Source organism: Arthrobacter sp. zg-Y238, assembly GCF_024385525.1.
GTDB classification, from domain to species: domain Bacteria; phylum Actinomycetota; class Actinomycetes; order Actinomycetales; family Micrococcaceae; genus Arthrobacter_B; species Arthrobacter_B jinronghuae.
This window is the reverse complement of sequence record NZ_JANFLU010000016.1, coordinates 94,565-110,083: the sequence shown is the minus strand read 5'-3', so window position 1 is coordinate 110,083 and position 15,519 is coordinate 94,565. Positions and strand designations below refer to the sequence as shown.

Genomic DNA, 15,519 nt, shown 5'->3' with positions numbered 1-15,519 from the left:
CAGACAGGTGCGGCTCCCGCCGGGCTCCGGAAACTGATCTGCACCGGCAGGGCTTAAACGCAGCAGGCCCCGCCGGATAACGACATCCGGCGGAGCCTGCTGGCTGGTTGGATAACCCTAGCGCTGAACGGCACCGAACCGTTCGGCGGCCAGGGCGACGGCGGCCGCCCGCGCCTCGGAGGCTTCGTCCGCGGTCAGGGTCCGGTCCGGCGCGCGGAAGCGCAGTGCGAACGCGAGCGACTTGTGCCCGGGCTCAATGCCCTGGCCCGCGTAGACGTCGAACAGTGCCACGTCTTCGAGCAGTTCCCCCGCACCCTCGCGCAGTGCCTCGCGGACCTGCTCGGCGGGAACATCCTCTGCCACCACCAGTGCCACGTCCTGCGTGGAAATGGGGAAGCTGGAAATCGGACGGGCCACGATGACGTCGGGGGCGGCATCGAAAATCGCATCCACGTTCAATTCCACAGCCACCGTGCGGGCGGGCATGTCCCGTGCGGCCAGGAGCTTGGGGTGCACTTCGCCGGCGTAGCCCACGGTTTCACCGCTGCGCAGGGCAACGCGTGCGGTGCGGCCCGGGTGGAACGCCTGGTGGGTTCCCTGTTCCACCACGAGTTCCACACCCAGGACGTCGCCCATCAGCTTTGCGAAGTCGACGGCGTCGGCCCAGTCCCAGGCGCGCGGCGTGTTGCCGGCTCCGGGGGCGGATTCGTGGCCGGCCAACAGGACACCTACGTGCAGCGGCTGGTCCGGAATTCCGGCATACAGCTCATCGAGGACGTCGTCGGACGGCTTGGCGCCCAGCGGCGGGATGCTCTCCGTGCCCAGGTGCTCGCCGGGCAGGAAGACCGTGCCGGATTCGAACAGGGCCAGGTCACGGAAGCCGCGGGACATGTTGCGCTTGGCCACCTCGAACAGACCGGGCAGCACCGAGGTGCGCAGGTAGCCGTATTCGGCGCTGAGCGGGTTGGCCAGCTTGAGCGCCGGCCGCGTGCCAACAGGTGCACCGAAGGTGTTGTTGTCCGCCTCGGTCACAAACGGGTAGGCCAGCACTTCGGTGAGCCCGGCAGCCGCAAGGGACTGCATCAGGCGGCGGCGCTGCTGCTGCAGACGGGTCAGACCGCGTCCGGGAGGGGCCACCGGCAGGGTGGACGGGATCTTGTCGTAGCCCACCAGCCGGATGATTTCCTCGGTGAGGTCCTCGCGCGTCTCCAGGTCCGTGCGCCAGCTCGGGGGCGTGACCAGGTAGCCGTCGTCGGTCTTCTCGACGGTGGCGCCCAGATCCTCGAGCGTTCCGGTGATCTGGGACTCGGTGAAGTCCAGGCCGATCAGCCGGGCCGGGAACTGCGCAGCCAGTTCGATGCGGCGCGGCGCGGGGGCCGTGCCGACGTCGGTAATGGACTCGTCGGCCGTGCCGCCGGCGAGTTCCACCAGCAGGTCCACCGCACGCTGCGCAGCGACGTCCGCCACGTTCCAGTCCACGCCGCGTTCAAAGCGCTTGGACGCTTCGGAGGGCAGCTTATGCCGGCGCCGGGAGCGGGCAATGCTGACTTCCTCAAAGTGGGCGGCTTCGATCAGGACGTTCTGCGTTCCGTCGGCAACCTCGGTGGCAGCTCCACCCATCACGCCGGCGATGCCGATGGCACCGGAGCCGTCAGTGATCAGCAGGTCTTCCGGGGAAAGCCTGCGTTCCTTCTCGTCCAGGGTCTTCAGGGTCTCCCCCTGGGCTGCGCGGCGCACCACGATCTCGCCGGTGAGCTTATCCAGGTCGTAGAAGTGCAGCGGCTGGCCGAGTTCGAGCATCACGTAGTTGGAAATGTCGACCACAAGCGAGATGGACCGCATGCCGGCCAGGCGCAGGCGCGAGGACATCCACGGCGGGGTGGGCCGGGAGGTATCGACGCCGCGGACGGTCCGTGCCACGAACCGGTCACAGCCGGGCTTGCCGTAGATGGGCGCGGCGTCGTCGAGACGCACCGGGTAACCGTTGCCGTCGGCCTGCGGAACAACGACGGCGGCAGCCGGGTCAGTGAACTTGGTGCCCGTGGCGTGGGCGTATTCGCGGGCGGCGCCGCGGATGGAGAAGACATAGCCGCGGTCAGGGGTGACGTTGATTTCCGCCGCCTGGTCGTACAGGCCCAGGAGCTCCATCGCGTCCGTGCCTACCTCGGGGTCCAGCCCCAGGGTGGAAAGCACCAGGATGCCGTCATGGTCCTCGCCGATGCCGAGTTCACGGACGGAGGCAATCATGCCGGCCGAGACATGGCCGTAGGTCTTGCGCGGGCTGATGCGGAAGTCTCCGGGCAGCACGGCACCGGGCAGGGTGACAACAACCTTGTCTCCCACCTTGAAGTTGTGCGCGCCGCAGACGATGCCCTGCACGCCGGAGGGCTCGATGCCCTTGCCGGTCAGGGTCTGCTCGGCACCTTCCGGAACCACCCGGACCGAGCACCAGTTGATGGTCTTGCCGTTGCTCTGTGCCTCCGGCTCCATGCTGAGCACCTGGCCCACCACGATCGGGCCCTGCAGCTCGTCGGTGGGACGGTGGACGTCCTCCTCCTCCAGGCCGACCTTCACGAGGTCTTCCATTACGTCTTCGGCGGTTGCGTCCGCCGGCACCTGGGCATACTCGCGCAGCCAGGAAAGTGGGATTCTCACTTAGATCTCCATCCCGAAGTGTTCGCTGAAACGTACGTCGCCTTCAATCATTTCGTGCATGTCCGAAACCTCGTTGCGGAACATGAGGGCACGGTCAATGCCCATGCCGAAGGCAAATCCTGAATAGACCTCGGGGTCGATCCCGGCGGCGCGGAGCACGTTGGGGTTGACCATGCCGCAGCCGCCCCATTCGATCCAGCGCGGGCCGCCCTTGGCGCCTGGGTGCCAGATGTCCAGTTCGGCGCTGGGCTCGGTGAAGGGGAAGTAGTTCGGGCGGAGCCGGACCTTTGCCTCATCGCCGAAAAGGACACGGGTGAAGTGTTCAAGGGTGCCGACCAGGTCAGCCATGGTCAGCCCCTTGTCGATGGCCAGGCCTTCGAACTGGTGGAAGACCGGGGTGTGCGTGGCGTCCAGCTCGTCGGTGCGGAACACCTTGCCGGGGCACAGCACGTAAATCGGCAGGTCCCGTTCAAGCATGGAGCGGACCTGCACCGGTGAGGTGTGCGTCCGCATCACCAGGTGCGCCTCGGGCGGCTCCACGAAGAATGTGTCCTGCATTTCCCGGGCCGGGTGGTCCGGCTTGAAGTTCAACGCGTCGAAGTTGAACCACTCGGATTCCACCTCGGGGCCTTCCGCGATTTCCCAGCCCATGCCGACGAACACATCCGCCACCCGGTCCTGCAGGGTGGCGATGGGATGCCGGCCGCCGATGTGACGGCGGCGGGGAGCTGCCGTGACGTCCACGGCCTCTTCGACGAGGATCCGGGCGTCCCGCTCCGCTTCGAGCTCAACGGTGCGGGCGGCGAGCGCGGAGTTGATCCGGCCGCGGGCGGGGCCCACGAGCTTGCCGGCGGCGGCCTTCTGCTCCTTGGGGAGCTTGCCGATGGCCCGGTTCGCTCCGCTCAGCGCCGACTTCTCGCCGGTGACGGCAATCCGGACCTCCTTGAGCTCGCTCAAGTCCGCGGCAGCGGCAATGGCGGCGAGCGCCTGCTCGACGGCGGCGGCTATGGCGGCTTCATCCAGCGGATTCGGCGGCTCGGGCTGGGTGCCCTCAGGGGAAGTATCTGGGGAACCGGTCCCCGGTGTGGAGTTAGACATGTACTGTTCTTACCTGTTTCCGGCCCTAGTTGGGTTCTGGCTTATCATTGCAAGTCTAGTAGACGCCCCCGACCGGGCCGTCATACTGCCGCAGGGAGGTGCCATGCCGTCCGTACCGATCGTTCTCCGCCCGCACGCAGTCTCCATCCGCCGCTGGATCAATCTGTTGAATCTCTCCACCCCTGCGGGTGTGCTGCTGGCACGGGCAACCCGGTGCAGCATCACCCCGGGGCCGCAGAAGATCACCCTCGCCGAGGGCTATCCACTTCCCCTCCCCCGTGCGGCCGCCTTCACCGTCGGCAACGTGGTCCTCTACCGTTCCTCCTCGGCCCGCCGCATCCACGCGCCGGACAGCCCGCTGCTGCGCCACGAGATCCGCCACAGCTCGCAGTACGCACTCCTGGGTCCGTTCTTCCTGCCGGCGTACTTCGCCGCCTCGGCCCTCTCCCGCGCCTTCGCCGGGGATCCGGCCTCGGGGAATCCGTTTGAACGGCTCGCAGGACTGCGCGACGGCGGCTACCGTCCGAACCCCGGAAGGCCGCGGCGGCGTCCCCGGGGCGCCGGTCCGGGCCGACCCCGCCGCCCGTTCCGCAGCAGCTAGAGCTATCCCTCGATTCGAACATATGTTCTAATAAGGGAATGAGGTGGCAAGGTCAGGAACTCAATGCACCGCCCGCGCAGGGCGACGATAACCGCACCGGTCGCGTCACAGCTTCCCGGACAACACCTCCAGGCACAGACGCTCCCGGCTCTGCGGCAGCCGATTCCGCGCTGCCCCTTCCCGCCGGGCCCGGCACCACCGATCCCCTGATTCCCCTGCAGGGCCTGGTCCGTTCCGTCCGCACTCCGGACTTTGCCGGGGTGACGTTCCACGAGGTCCTGGCCAAGTCGGTACTGAACAAGGTGGGCGGCGGCTCGAACATGCCCTTTGAATGGACCGTCAATCCGTACCGCGGCTGCAGCCATGCCTGCGTTTACTGCTTCGCCCGCAAGACCCACACCTACCTGGATATGGACAGCGGCGCAGATTTCGACAGCCAGCTGGTGGTCAAGGTCAATGCTGCCGAGGTCCTGCGGCGGGAACTCGCCCGGCCCTCCTGGCAGCACCACCATGTGGCCATGGGAACCAACACTGATCCCTATCAGCGCGCCGAGGGCCGCTACAAGCTGATGCCCGGCATCATCCGTGCGCTGGCAGACAGCGGGACCCCGTTCTCCATCCTGACGAAGGGCACCCTGCTGGCGCGGGACATCCCGCTCCTGAAGGAAGCCTCCGCCCAGACCGAGATCGGGATGGGCATTTCACTGGCGCTGGTGGATCCGGAACTGGCCAAGCGGGCGGAACCGGGAACGCCCACACCCCGTGCACGGCTGGAGCTGATCAGCCGCCTCCGGGACGCCGGCCTGCCGTGCTCGGTCATGGCCATGCCCATCCTGCCGTGGCTTACCGACGGAGACGAATCCCTGGACGCCCTTTTCTCCGCGCTTGCTGCTGCCGGGGCCACGGGTGTCACGGCAGGAGCACTGCACCTGCGCCCCGGAGCCCGCGAGTGGTACCTGCAGTTCCTGGCCCGGCACTACCCGGAGCTGTCCGGCAAGTACGCCGACCTGTACGGCAAGGGCACCTACGCGTCCAAGGAATACCGCGACTGGCTGGCCGGGCGGATCCGGTTCTTCAAAGCCAAGTACGGCTTCACCGGCGGCGCCCGGTTCCTGCGGCCGGCGGGGGAAACGGCTCCCGGAGCGGGAAGGCCGGATGCCGCACCGGCTGCCAGCCAAGAGGCACTGTTCTAACTTCCGGCAGCAACCGTTTGCTGCAGGGCGGTAACAATCGGCAGATCAGCCGGTATCCAGGGCAGCTCCATCAATGCCTTTTCGGTGAGCTCCACCCAGCGAAGCTCGTCGTGGTCTTCCAGCGGCTCGGGTGTCCCGTCGGTGACTTCTGCCAGCCACACGCGCATTGCGGCGGAGCGGTTGAGCGGCCAGCCCTGCTCCAAGGGGCCAGGGACTTCAGCACCCAACTCGACCCTGATCCCGAGCTCCTCTGCCAGTTCCCGGTGCAGCGCCTCCATGCAGCCTTCCCCTGGTTCCACCTTTCCGCCGGGGAACTCCCATAATCCGGCGAGCGCTTCGGGAGCGCTTCGGCGTGCTGCCAGGAGCTTCGAGGGCCTGGCCAGGGAATCCAGGATTGCAGCGCCCACCACCTGCACAGCGGGCGATGAACGGGGAGCTGTTGTACCGGCCTGGCTGGAGTTCTCTTCTGAATGCACACCCCGAGCTTAACCGGTTAGCCCGATGCCCTTGGTCCTCCGGGGCGGTGCGCTGCCCACCGCAACCGTGGCATCGGTTTCCTCATCCCGGAGAATCTGCGGGGACAGGCCTGCCGCGGCAAGCAGCCCGCTCACCGCACTTGCCTGTTCCCCGCTGCATTCGAGCAGGACCTTCCCCCGGGAACCGAGCCACTGCGGAGCTTCGCTGATGATGCGTCCCACCGTATCGAGTCCGTCCCGGCCGCCGTCGAAGGTGGCGGCGGGCTCGTAGTTCCGTGCCTCGCGCGGCAGCGTGGCCAACGCCGCGGTGGGGACATAGGGTGCGTTGGCAACAACGAGGTCGACCCTCCCGCGCAGCTCGCCGGGCAGCGCCAGAAAGAGGTTCCCCTCCAGGACGGAGGCCTGCGGCAGATTGCTGCGGGCACATTCGACTGCTTCCGGGTGAAAGTCGACGGCGTATATCCGGCAGTCCGGTACGGCCGCCGAGATTACCATCGCGACTGCCCCCGACCCGCAGCACAACTCCACCACCAGGGCAGCACTGCGTCCTGCAAGCACATGGACCGCCTGTGCGGCCAGGAACTCCGTACGCCGCCGTGGAACAAAGACTCCCGGCCGCAGCGCAACCCGAAGACCTCCGAAAGACGCCCAGCCAAGAATCTGTTCCAACGGCTGCCCGGCCAGCCGCCGGGCCACCATGAGCTCCAGCACCGCTGCGCCCGGGGCGTCCGACACCAGCAGGAGCGCTTCTTCTTCAGCGAAGACGCACCCTGCCTCCCGCAGGCGGGACACCAGCCCCTCGGGAATTTCACGGCTCTGCACGCGTTAACGGTGACAGGCCGACACTGCCGCCACCAGTCCCCCGCCATATCGGCCACGCCCCCTGCAGCAGGGAACCTTTCCCGTGCGCAGCTGTGCACTAGGCTTGAGGGGACGAAGCCGTCCCGGCGTCCGGCAGGAGCATTTCCTGCTCGTTGACCGTGAATGCCGTCCGCAGCGGCACAGCCGCATCCCCCACTCTTGAAAGCGAACATGTCCCGGAGCACCACCGCGCCCATTTCACTGTCCGGCCAGCGCACACCCGGCAACCGCCATACCACCGCAGCCAAGGCCATAGTTGCCTTGGCCGTGGGCAGCTTCGCGATCGGCACCACTGAATTCAGCATTATGGGCCTGTTGCAGGAAATGGTCGAAGACCTGGGCATCTCCGTCCCCGCGGGCGGCCACGTGATCTCTGCCTACGCAATGGGCGTTGTGGTGGGGGCTCCCGTGCTTGCCGCACTCGGAGCCCGGATGCCCCGCAAGACCCTGGTACTGGGCCTGATGCTCTTCTTCGCCCTGAGCAACTTGTCTTCGTTCTTTGCCGGGGATTACTCCTGGCTGCTTTTCACCCGGTTCCTGTCGGGACTGCCGCACGGCGCCTTCTTCGGCGTTGCCGCGGTCATTGCCGCATCACTGGTGGCGCCGACGCGCCGGGCCTGGGCCATCTCGATGGTCATGCTGGGACTGAGCATCGCCAACGTTGTAGGAGTCCCTTTTGCGACCTGGCTGGGACAGCAGGCCGGGTGGCGGTGGATGTTCGTCCTAGTGGCGGCCATCGGTCTCCTGAGCGTTGCCATGGTGGCCCGTTTCGTCCCGTACCAGCCGCCTCTGGCCGGTGCCAGCATCAAGGGTGAGCTCAGCGCCCTCGGACGTACCCAGGTGTGGCTGGCCCTGTTGGTGGGAACCGTCGGTTTCGGCGGATTCTTCGCCGTGTATTCCTACATCGCGCCCACCATGACCGAGGTGGCAGGCATCTCCGAGAACGTGCTGCCCGTCGTCGTCGGGCTCTACGGCGTGGGCCAGGTGATAGGCAACGTGGCCGGCGGACGGCTGGCCGATATCAATGTCATGGGCAGCATCTACGCGATCCTGGGCGGCACGGTGGTAATCCTGCTGGCCTACGCGTGGGCGGTGCAGTACGCGGTGACCGCCATGGTGCTGGTTTTCCTGGTGGGGGTGATCGGCTCAATGCTGACGCCGCCGCTGCAGACCAGGCTGCTGGATGTTTCGCCGGGTGCCGAGTCGCTGGCATCCTCACTGAACCATGCGGCCCTGAACCTGGCCAATGCGCTGGGAGCGCTGCTGGGCGGCGTCGTTATTGCCTGGGGCTGGGGGTACCGCTCCCCCGCTGTGGTGGGAGCGGTACTCGCCCTGCTTGGTTTGGCTATTGCGCTGATCAGCGGGTCACTTGACCGGCGTCCTGCGCGTTCTTCGAAGCAAATACATCAGGCTCCAGGTAAATAGCGGTAGCGATCGGCACGGCGGCACGGATCCGTGCTTCCGCAGCATTGATGCCGTCCGCGATCTCCTGCCCGGTGTCGCTCTTGGCCATGGTGATCTTGGCCGCCACAAGCAGTTCCTCCGGACCCAGGTGCAGGGTCTTGAGGTGGATGATCCGCGTATCGGGGTCTTCCTGGATGGCAGCTTCAATCCGGCGGACGTCAGCCTGCGTTGCAGATTCACCGAGCAGCAGGGACTTCGTCTCCATGCCCAGAATCACGGCGATGCCCACGAGCAGGATGCCGATCATCGCGGTGCCCAGCGCATCCCAGATGCCGTTGTGGGTCACCAGGGTCATGCTCACGCCGAACAGGGCGAAGACCAGACCGAGGAGTGCGCCGAGGTCTTCGAGCAGGACGACCGGCAGTTCCGGTGCCTTGGCAGTACGGACGAACTGCTTCCAGCTCTGCTTGCCGCGCGTGTGGTTCGATTCACGGATGGCGGTGCGGAAGGAGAACGCTTCGGCAAGGATGGCACCGACGAGGACTGCCAGCGGTACCCACCACCAGCGGCCTTCGATCGGGTGCGGATCCTGCCACTTGTGGTATGCCTCGTAGAGCGCGAACAGGCCGCCGACGCTGAAGAGGACGATGGAGACGATGAACGCGTAAACGTAGCGTTCACGGCCGTAGCCGAAGGGGTGCTCGGGGCTGGCCTGGCGCCGTGCGCGTTTGCCGCCCACGAGCAGCAGTGCCTGGTTGCCGGAATCGGCAACCGAGTGGATAGCCTCCGCGAGCATGGAGGATGAACGCGTCAAAGCGAAGGCAATGAACTTCATGACCGCAATGGCCAGGTTGGCGCTCAGTGCCGCGATAATCGCCTTATTACCGCCGCTGGCAGACATATAAGACCCGTTTCTCTTTTGTGCGTGGATTGGCTGGTTCAGCTGTCCGGAGACATCTGTTACCAATACGCTACATGCGAGAAGTTCCGCCGGGAGAAGACGGTACCGAGGTTTTCTGTCAGCGGGGTTTGCGGAGAGAACCTGCGGGGTTACCCGTTCTGGGCGCGCGCGGAGGCGTAGAGGCACACAGTTGCGGCAGTGCCGACGTTCAGGCTCTCAGCCCGCCCGTAGAGCGGGACCGCGACGCGGTGGTCGGCTGCGGCCAGTTCGGCGTCGGACAGCCCCTGGGCTTCATTGCCGAAGAGCCAGGCCGTGGGCTGCTCAAGCTGCGGCAGGGCCGCCTCTGCGGCTGCGTCCTCCCCATCGGGGCGGGAACTGGCGGCAGCCGCGGTTCCGCCGAAGCGGCGCACCGCGCTCAGGTCCTGGAGCCGGTCCAGATTGACGTTGCCGTAACCGTCGGCGGCCAGGACCGTCACGCCTGAGGCCTGCAGGGAGTGGATGACATCGGTGAACTCGGCGCCGGTAACCACCGGCAGGTGAAAGAGCGACCCTGCGGTGGAACGGACCGCCTTGGGGTTGTAGATGTCCACGCTGGACGCCGTGAGCACTACGGCATCGGCACCGGCGGAATCCGCTGCCCTCAGCACGGTGCCCGCGTTGCCGGGATCCCGCACCTCGCACAACACGGCAACGAGCTTCGCACCCGCGGCGAGGACATCCTCGAGCGTGGCCGTGGAGGTATGGCAGACAGCCACAATGCCCTGCGGGGAAACGGTGTCAGCCATGGCGGCCAGGACTTCGTCGGTGGCCAGGCGGAGCATGACGCCGGAGGCCAGATCAGCCAGCTCCGGCAGACGGTCCAGGCAGGCCTCGGTGGCATAGACCTCGTGGACGACGGCGGGGCCGCCGTCGACCGCAGCCGCACGGTGCGCGGAAAGCGCCTCCCGTACGGCCTGCGGACCTTCGGCCAGGAAGCGGCCGGTTTTTAAGCGCGAAGAGCGCCCGGCAAGCTTCGCTACATCACGGACCCGATCGGCTCGGGGGTTGGACATAAGCGGTGCCTGCGGGCGCCCTTCAAGGTTCATCGGCGTTTGGGAACCGACTTAGCCCTGGAACTTCTGGCGGGATTCTCCGCCAGCAGGCTCCAGGCCTGCAGCCTTGGCTGATTCAACGGAGTTGAACCAGTACTCGGCAACGGTCTGCTCGTACCAGGTGGAACCCGGGACGTGGTACTTACCCGAACCCAGGTTGCCCTTGATGACGAAGCCTTCCGGGGCGTCGCCCTCGGAAGCCTTGAAGCCGCCCTGAGCGGTGGCAACGGCAGCAGCCGGCTTTTCAGCGGCGGCCGGAGCAGCAGCCTTGGCAACCGGAGCAGCTGCGACGGCCGGAGCGGAGGTGTCGGACGGCAGTGCGTCCTTGGCCAGCTGGACCAGTGCGGCGAAGGCAGCAGCGTCATTGACGGCCAGTTCAGCCAGCATGCGGCGGTCAACCTGGATCTCCGCCAGCTTCAGGCCCTGGATCAGGCGGTTGTAGGTCAGGCCGTTGGCGCGGGAAGCAGCGTTGATGCGCTGGATCCACAGGCGGCGGAAGTCGCCCTTGCGCTTGCGGCGGTCGCCGTAGCTGTACACAAACGAGTGCAGCAGCTGCTCTTTGGCCTTACGGACCAGGCGCGAACGCTGTCCGCGGTAACCCTTGGCGCGCTCGAGAATAACCCGACGCTTCTTGTGGGCGTTAAGCGCCCGCTTCACACGTGCCACGTGCGTACTCCTTTTGGTAAATCTCCCCGACTTCAAAAAAGTCTCTGCACCTGTAAACCCAGGCGGGGAAAGCTTGATGGGTGACGCCGGCCCGGACGGGTCGGCTATCGGGGACTGGCTAGATGCCGAGCATCTTCTTGATGACCTTGGCGTCCGCCGGTGCCACGAGCTTGTCGTTGGCGAGGCGGCGGGTCAGCGTGGAAGGCTTGTGCTCCAGGTAGTGGCGGCGGTTAGCCTGCTGGCGCTTGAGCTTGCCGGTACCGGTCAGCTTGAAGCGCTTCTTGGCGCCACTGTGGGTCTTCATCTTCGGCATGTCTACCGATCTCCTTTAGGTTTCCGCGGGCAGGCCCGCGGGGCTTCGGACACCTTGCGGGTGCCAGGGCTTATTACTGGACGCCGGAACGAGGCGCAGTGCAGTGAAACTACTCTGCAGTTCCGGGCTTGTTCTGGCCGGTGGTCCCCCGCGAGGAGGACGGCTTGCCGGCAGGCTTCGGTGCTGCGGCAGGCTTGGGCCGGGCTGCAGGCTTGGGCGCAGGCTTTGCCGCCGTCGGCTTCGGAACCGCTGCAGGCTTCGGCGCTGCGGCAGGCTTCGCTGCTTCTGCCGGCTTCGCGGGCTCGGCCGGCTGGGACGGCTGGGACGGCTGGGCGGGAGCCGCAGCTTCAGCGGCAGGCGCTGCGGCCGGCCTGCTGGCTGCTGCCACACGGCGTGCCTCGGTTGCAGCCTTTTCGGCAGCTGCAGCCCTGGCCCGCTTTGCGGCCTGTTCCTTTTCAGCCTGCTCCTGCTCTGCACGGGCCTTGTCGGCAGCTTCAGCGGAGGAACCCAAACGCAGTCCGTCCGGAAGCAGGTCCGCGAGGCTCTGCGTCATAGGAGCAGCCTTCTCCGAGGTGTTCACCCGTTCGGGTGCCTCCCCGTTCTTCACTGCCTCGTTCGCTGCCTTGGCATCGGCACGCTGGGTTGCCCGTCGCGCTTCTGCCTTGGCCTCGGCCTTGTTCTTCACCGGGCCAATGACCATGACCATGTTGCGGCCGTCAATACGCGGGGTGGACTCAACCACACCCACCTCGGCAACATCCTCAGCGAACTTGTTCAGCAGCTTCATGCCCATTTCGGGGCGCTGCTGTTCACGTCCACGGAACTGGATCATGGCCTTGACCTTGTCACCGGCGGCCAGGAAGCGCATGGCGTGTCCGCGCTTGGTTTCGTAGTCGTGGGTGTCGATCTTCAGGCGGAAGCGGATTTCCTTCAGAACGGTGTTCGTCTGGTTCTTCCGGGCTTCGCGTGCCTTGACGGCGGCTTCGTACTTGTACTTGCCGAAGTCCATTAGTTTGCACACCGGAGGCTTCGCCTGCGGTGCTACCTCAACAAGATCCAGGTCAGACTCGGCAGCCAGACGAAGCGCGTCCTCAATCCGGACCACTCCGACCTGCTCACCCGCCGGACCTACCAGCCGCACCTCGGGGACGCGGATCCGATCATTGATTCTTGGCTCGCTAATGTTGCAGCTCCTGTGCTCTTCAAAACGGCTACCGCCTGCAAATGAAGAAGGCCTCCAATTGCAAGCGCAATCGAAGGCCCTGTGGGGGTCGGCAGGAACTGCCCCGAAGCCAGTTCGAAGGCAGTTAGCTCCCGGAATAAACCGCAGTAATACTGCAGCCCGTCCGGGGCCGACCTGAACCCGGCAACTCTGCCGCCAACGAGGGCGGTCAGGCTGACGCGGGTGGGAGGGGTCTCCGCTTGCATACCGGCGACGTAAGCTTCCAGGAGGAAAGTGTGATTTTCATCCCGCCCGTGATGGGCATTGAAAGTAACGACAACCAGTCGGTCTGTGACAAGCTTACCAGTATGAGTACCCCACAGAGCAATCCGGCAGGCGAAGCAACCCGCCACTCCTTCCCGGGAACATCAGCAGAGTCCGAATCTGCGGCAGCAGCACAGCAGGAAGTCGTCGAGCAGATGCGCGACATCGCCGAGGTGCCGGCCATCGAGGTCATTACGACGGCGGCCGTGCACCTGATGAGCGCAGCAGCCGTGAAGTGCGGCCTGGCCGAAGGCGATGACGCCGAGGAGCTCAAGGACCTGGACGAGGCCCGCAAGCTGATTACCGCCCTGGCCGGTTTTGTCACCGCCGCCGCTCCGGAGATCGGCAGCCAGCATGCCGGTCCGTTGCGCGATGGACTGCGTTCCCTGCAGCTGGCCTTCCGCGAAGCTTCCGTTATCCAGGATGCCCCGGGCAAGGGTCCGGGCGAAAAGTTCACCGGCCCCGTCAGCTAGTCTCCGTTCCTCCCCACACCATTTGATCGCCCGAAGGGCCTGACTCCGGCAGCTGCCGGTACCGCGGAGTCCGCGGCAGGCCCTTCGGGCTTTTTCCTGCCCGGAAACTAGCGGACCGATTCCGGGCGCCGGACGAACCACCGGACCGTAAGCGTCACCAGCGCAAGCAGGGCTGCGGAACCGCCGGCCATCAGGAAGCCGGACCAGGGACCAATGACGTCGATGGCCAGACCTGCCACGGGCGCGCCCAGCGCGGTGCCGGCAGTCATTGACGAGCCGTACCAGCCCATGGCTTCGCCCCGCCGTTCTTCCGACACGAGGTCAGCCACCCGCTCGGATGCTGAAGACAGCACAGGCGCGCAGAGCAGGCCCGCGGGAATTGAAAGCAGTGCAAGGCTGAGGGTGCTGGTGGCGAAGGCCATCGGCATGGTCAGGACGGCCATGGCCAGCAGAAGCAGCATCGGCGAGATCCGCCGGTTCATGGCTCCGTAGAGGATGCCGCCGACGGCCGACGCTGCACACCACGCGACGAACACGATGCCGACCTCGGACGGGTTCCCGCCGGCTTCCACCAGCGCCACGATGCCGACGTCCGTGCTGGACAGCAGCAGCCCGGCGCCGACGGAGACCGCAAAGACCACTGCCACGCTCGGGGTAAACCAGCCGAAGCTTCCCGCGAGGCCGTTCCTCAGCCTGCCGAACAGGTTCTGCGGTCCGCCCGGCAGGCCGGCTCCGGTCAGTTCCATCGGCGCTTCCTGCACGTTTGCGGGGGCCACGGCGACGGCGGCGGCCGCAGCGGCCTCCTGCTCATCGGCCGCGGTCACGGCGTTCCGGGGCTCCACAGTGCGGGTCGGCGGGTTAAACCAGATCAGCAACAGTCCCGCTACTGCGGAGGAGACCCCGACTGCGGTCAGTCCGATAACCGACGAGCGCGTAGCTATCACCGCGCCCAGGGCAGGGCCCATCATGAAAATCAGCTCAGTGGCGATGGAGTCCAGCGCAAAGGCGGTACGCCGCTGTTCGCCGGTGGCCAGGACGCCCAGTGACTGCCGCACGACGCTGAAGACCGGAAGGGTGAACACGCCGCCGATCAGCGCCAGGACCAGGAGCCATTCGAAGCTGGCGTGCGGAGCAATACTCCAGATGACTGCTTCGGCAATAACCGAGGGAATCAGGGCACGCCGCAGGCCCACGGTGTCCACGCGGCGGCCGCGCCAGGGGGCACCCACCGCGATGCCGATGGTGACGACGGCGGCTACGGCGCCAGCCGCTGCGTAGCCCTTGTCCATGGTGTTGACCACGTGCAGGGTCAGCAGCACTCCGGCGGCGGAATGCGGGAAACGGGCGATCATCCCGATGAGCAGGACACGGCGGATAGGAGCTATCCGCAGCATCTCGCGGTACAGGCCAAAGTTCACGGCAGTTCTCTTCTGGCGGCTACGCCGGACGGGTCAGCGCGTGATTTTCAGATCAAGTGAATCCACGCGCTCAACAAACTCGGGGTTGGCAGTCAGGCGCTGCTGCAGTCCGGCCGCCAAGGCAGAAACGTCCTGCGGATCCAGTCCGGGCGCAAGCTGAAGCACCATTCTAAGCTCAGGGCCGGCCCCGCCCCCGGCCACCGGGGTTCCGGCGGCAGTCCGCGACGCGGTCCCCGGTCCCTGTTGGAGGGTCACGGCCAGGATCCGGAGGTCCGGCCCGGCAGCGGCTTCGGCCGCCGCGACGAGTCCGGGGTCGGCATAGGAGGGCAACCACTCCTGTTGCTGGGCCAGGGCCCACATGGCCGGACGCCGTACCACGAAGGTGAATTCGGCTCCCGGGTCGATAACCAGCAGCTGGGCGTCTTCGGCGACGGCAGAGAGTGCGGCACGGTTGGCGTAGACCGCAACCGGCCGGGCTTCGGGATGCCAGTGTTCCAAAGCGGCAACGGAGGTGAACACCGGCAGCGCCTTGCGGCCGTCCGGGGCGTTGAGCGTCACCAGGGCCATGTCGGCCTGCTTGTCCGCGGTCAGCCCGTGATCGGATTCCGCTTCCTCGCCCAGCACGGCGACGATCGGCACGAACACGCGGGCAGTGGCCAGGGATGCTACAACTTCCGCTTCGCTTCCGCTCCCGGCTATCAGTTTCGCCAGGGCCGCCGCGTAGCCGGCGTCGGTCTGCCCGTTGTCGGAGTCGAAGTTGTGCAGCGGGTTTCCCTCACCGGCCAGGTCCCGTCCGGACCACGGCCGGCCTGCGGAATCGGTGGGCCCTCCGGCCCCGGCAAGGGCCGCGGCGATGTGGCCGGGCAGTTCGCGTGCTGCCATG

At 66.5% G+C, this 15,519-nt stretch carries 15 protein-coding genes; 4 read left to right on the top strand and 11 right to left on the bottom strand.

The window, feature by feature from the left end; all coding sequences use genetic code 11:
- Positions 1-117: 117 nt before the first annotated feature.
- The gene (gene pheT, locus NNX38_RS16650; RefSeq protein WP_255799038.1) at positions 118-2,655 is read right to left on the bottom strand and encodes a phenylalanine--tRNA ligase subunit beta; all 2,538 of its coding nucleotides are present in this window, start codon (positions 2,653-2,655) and stop codon (positions 118-120) included.
- A complete protein-coding gene (gene pheS / locus NNX38_RS16645) occupies positions 2,656-3,753 on the bottom strand; it encodes a phenylalanine--tRNA ligase subunit alpha (protein ID WP_255799037.1) in 1,098 nt (365 codons plus the stop codon). It abuts the gene before it with no gap.
- A 103-nt stretch (positions 3,754-3,856) separates the two neighbouring features.
- Here pheS and NNX38_RS16640 point away from each other — a divergent pair, with 103 nt between their 5' ends.
- Both NNX38_RS16640 and NNX38_RS16635 read left to right on the top strand, forming a co-directional pair.
- Complete coding sequence (locus tag NNX38_RS16640) at positions 3,857-4,354, top strand: hypothetical protein (RefSeq protein ID WP_255799036.1); 498 nt, start codon at positions 3,857-3,859, stop codon at positions 4,352-4,354.
- Between the two features lie 38 nt (positions 4,355-4,392).
- Positions 4,393-5,547, top strand: a complete 1,155-nt coding sequence (locus NNX38_RS16635; protein WP_255799035.1) for an Rv2578c family radical SAM protein — start codon at positions 4,393-4,395, stop codon at positions 5,545-5,547.
- On the opposite strand, the gene NNX38_RS16630 is transcribed toward NNX38_RS16635, so the two are convergent.
- Both NNX38_RS16630 and NNX38_RS16625 read right to left on the bottom strand, forming a co-directional pair.
- On the bottom strand, positions 5,544-6,023 hold the full coding sequence (locus tag NNX38_RS16630; RefSeq protein WP_320416876.1) for a (deoxy)nucleoside triphosphate pyrophosphohydrolase: 480 nt from the start codon (positions 6,021-6,023) through the stop codon (positions 5,544-5,546). The genes NNX38_RS16635 and NNX38_RS16630 overlap by 4 nt on opposite strands.
- 9 nt (positions 6,024-6,032) lie before the next feature.
- On the bottom strand, positions 6,033-6,845 hold the full coding sequence (locus NNX38_RS16625; RefSeq protein ID WP_255799034.1) for a putative protein N(5)-glutamine methyltransferase: 813 nt from the start codon (positions 6,843-6,845) through the stop codon (positions 6,033-6,035).
- A 210-nt stretch (positions 6,846-7,055) separates the two neighbouring features.
- Between NNX38_RS16625 and NNX38_RS16620 the strand changes: the two genes are divergently transcribed.
- Entirely contained in the window at positions 7,056-8,309 is a 1,254-nt protein-coding gene (locus tag NNX38_RS16620; protein ID WP_255799033.1) for an MFS transporter, read from the top strand.
- Here NNX38_RS16620 and NNX38_RS16615 read toward each other — a convergent pair.
- The 5 genes from NNX38_RS16615 to infC form a co-directional block, all read right to left on the bottom strand.
- Entirely contained in the window at positions 8,242-9,189 is a 948-nt protein-coding gene (locus NNX38_RS16615) for a cation diffusion facilitator family transporter (protein ID WP_255799032.1), read from the bottom strand. The two genes, NNX38_RS16620 and NNX38_RS16615, sit on opposite strands and share 68 nt — an antisense overlap.
- A 149-nt stretch (positions 9,190-9,338) precedes the next feature.
- On the bottom strand, positions 9,339-10,274 hold the full coding sequence (locus NNX38_RS16610; protein ID WP_255799031.1) for an RNA methyltransferase: 936 nt from the start codon (positions 10,272-10,274) through the stop codon (positions 9,339-9,341).
- Positions 10,275-10,292: 18 nt separating this feature from the next.
- Entirely contained in the window at positions 10,293-10,946 is a 654-nt protein-coding gene (gene rplT / locus NNX38_RS16605; protein ID WP_255799030.1) for a 50S ribosomal protein L20, read from the bottom strand.
- A 118-nt stretch (positions 10,947-11,064) separates the two neighbouring features.
- A complete protein-coding gene (gene rpmI, locus NNX38_RS16600; RefSeq protein ID WP_146363238.1) occupies positions 11,065-11,259 on the bottom strand; it encodes a 50S ribosomal protein L35 in 195 nt (64 codons plus the stop codon).
- Between the two features lie 109 nt (positions 11,260-11,368).
- The gene (gene infC, locus NNX38_RS16595) at positions 11,369-12,400 is read right to left on the bottom strand and encodes a translation initiation factor IF-3 (RefSeq protein WP_370646500.1); all 1,032 of its coding nucleotides are present in this window, start codon (positions 12,398-12,400) and stop codon (positions 11,369-11,371) included.
- A gap of 389 nt (positions 12,401-12,789) precedes the next feature.
- Here infC and NNX38_RS16590 point away from each other — a divergent pair, with 389 nt between their 5' ends.
- Entirely contained in the window at positions 12,790-13,218 is a 429-nt protein-coding gene (locus tag NNX38_RS16590; RefSeq protein ID WP_255767216.1) for a DUF1844 domain-containing protein, read from the top strand.
- A 107-nt stretch (positions 13,219-13,325) separates the two neighbouring features.
- Here NNX38_RS16590 and NNX38_RS16585 read toward each other — a convergent pair whose 3' ends face one another.
- Together NNX38_RS16585 and NNX38_RS16580 are read right to left on the bottom strand one after the other, a co-directional pair.
- Positions 13,326-14,636 carry an MFS transporter gene (locus NNX38_RS16585; protein ID WP_255799029.1) on the bottom strand — a complete coding sequence of 437 codons (1,311 nt, stop codon included), beginning with the start codon at positions 14,634-14,636 and terminating at the stop codon, positions 13,326-13,328.
- Between the two features lie 33 nt (positions 14,637-14,669).
- Positions 14,670-15,518 (bottom strand): SseB family protein, encoded by an 849-nt coding sequence (locus NNX38_RS16580; RefSeq protein ID WP_255799028.1) that lies wholly within the window; start codon positions 15,516-15,518, stop codon positions 14,670-14,672.
- Position 15,519: the final 1 nt, after the last annotated feature.

Excerpts from the sequence above, each read along its gene's own strand:
- pheS (WP_255799037.1), bottom strand. The coding sequence starts at position 3,753 with ATGTCTAACTCCACACCGGGGACCGGTTCCCCAGATACTTCCCCTGAG.
- NNX38_RS16640 (WP_255799036.1), top strand. The coding sequence starts at position 3,857 with ATGCCGTCCGTACCGATCGTTCTCCGCCCGCACGCAGTCTCCATCCGC.
- NNX38_RS16635 (WP_255799035.1), top strand. The coding sequence starts at position 4,393 with ATGAGGTGGCAAGGTCAGGAACTCAATGCACCGCCCGCGCAGGGCGAC.
- NNX38_RS16620 (WP_255799033.1), top strand. The coding sequence starts at position 7,056 with ATGTCCCGGAGCACCACCGCGCCCATTTCACTGTCCGGCCAGCGCACA.
- NNX38_RS16615 (WP_255799032.1), bottom strand. The coding sequence starts at position 9,189 with ATGTCTGCCAGCGGCGGTAATAAGGCGATTATCGCGGCACTGAGCGCC.
- NNX38_RS16610 (WP_255799031.1), bottom strand. The coding sequence starts at position 10,274 with ATGAACCTTGAAGGGCGCCCGCAGGCACCGCTTATGTCCAACCCCCGA.
- rpmI (WP_146363238.1), bottom strand. The coding sequence starts at position 11,259 with ATGCCGAAGATGAAGACCCACAGTGGCGCCAAGAAGCGCTTCAAGCTG.
- NNX38_RS16590 (WP_255767216.1), top strand. The coding sequence starts at position 12,790 with ATGAGTACCCCACAGAGCAATCCGGCAGGCGAAGCAACCCGCCACTCC.
- NNX38_RS16580 (WP_255799028.1), bottom strand. The coding sequence starts at position 15,518 with ATGGCAGCACGCGAACTGCCCGGCCACATCGCCGCGGCCCTTGCCGGG.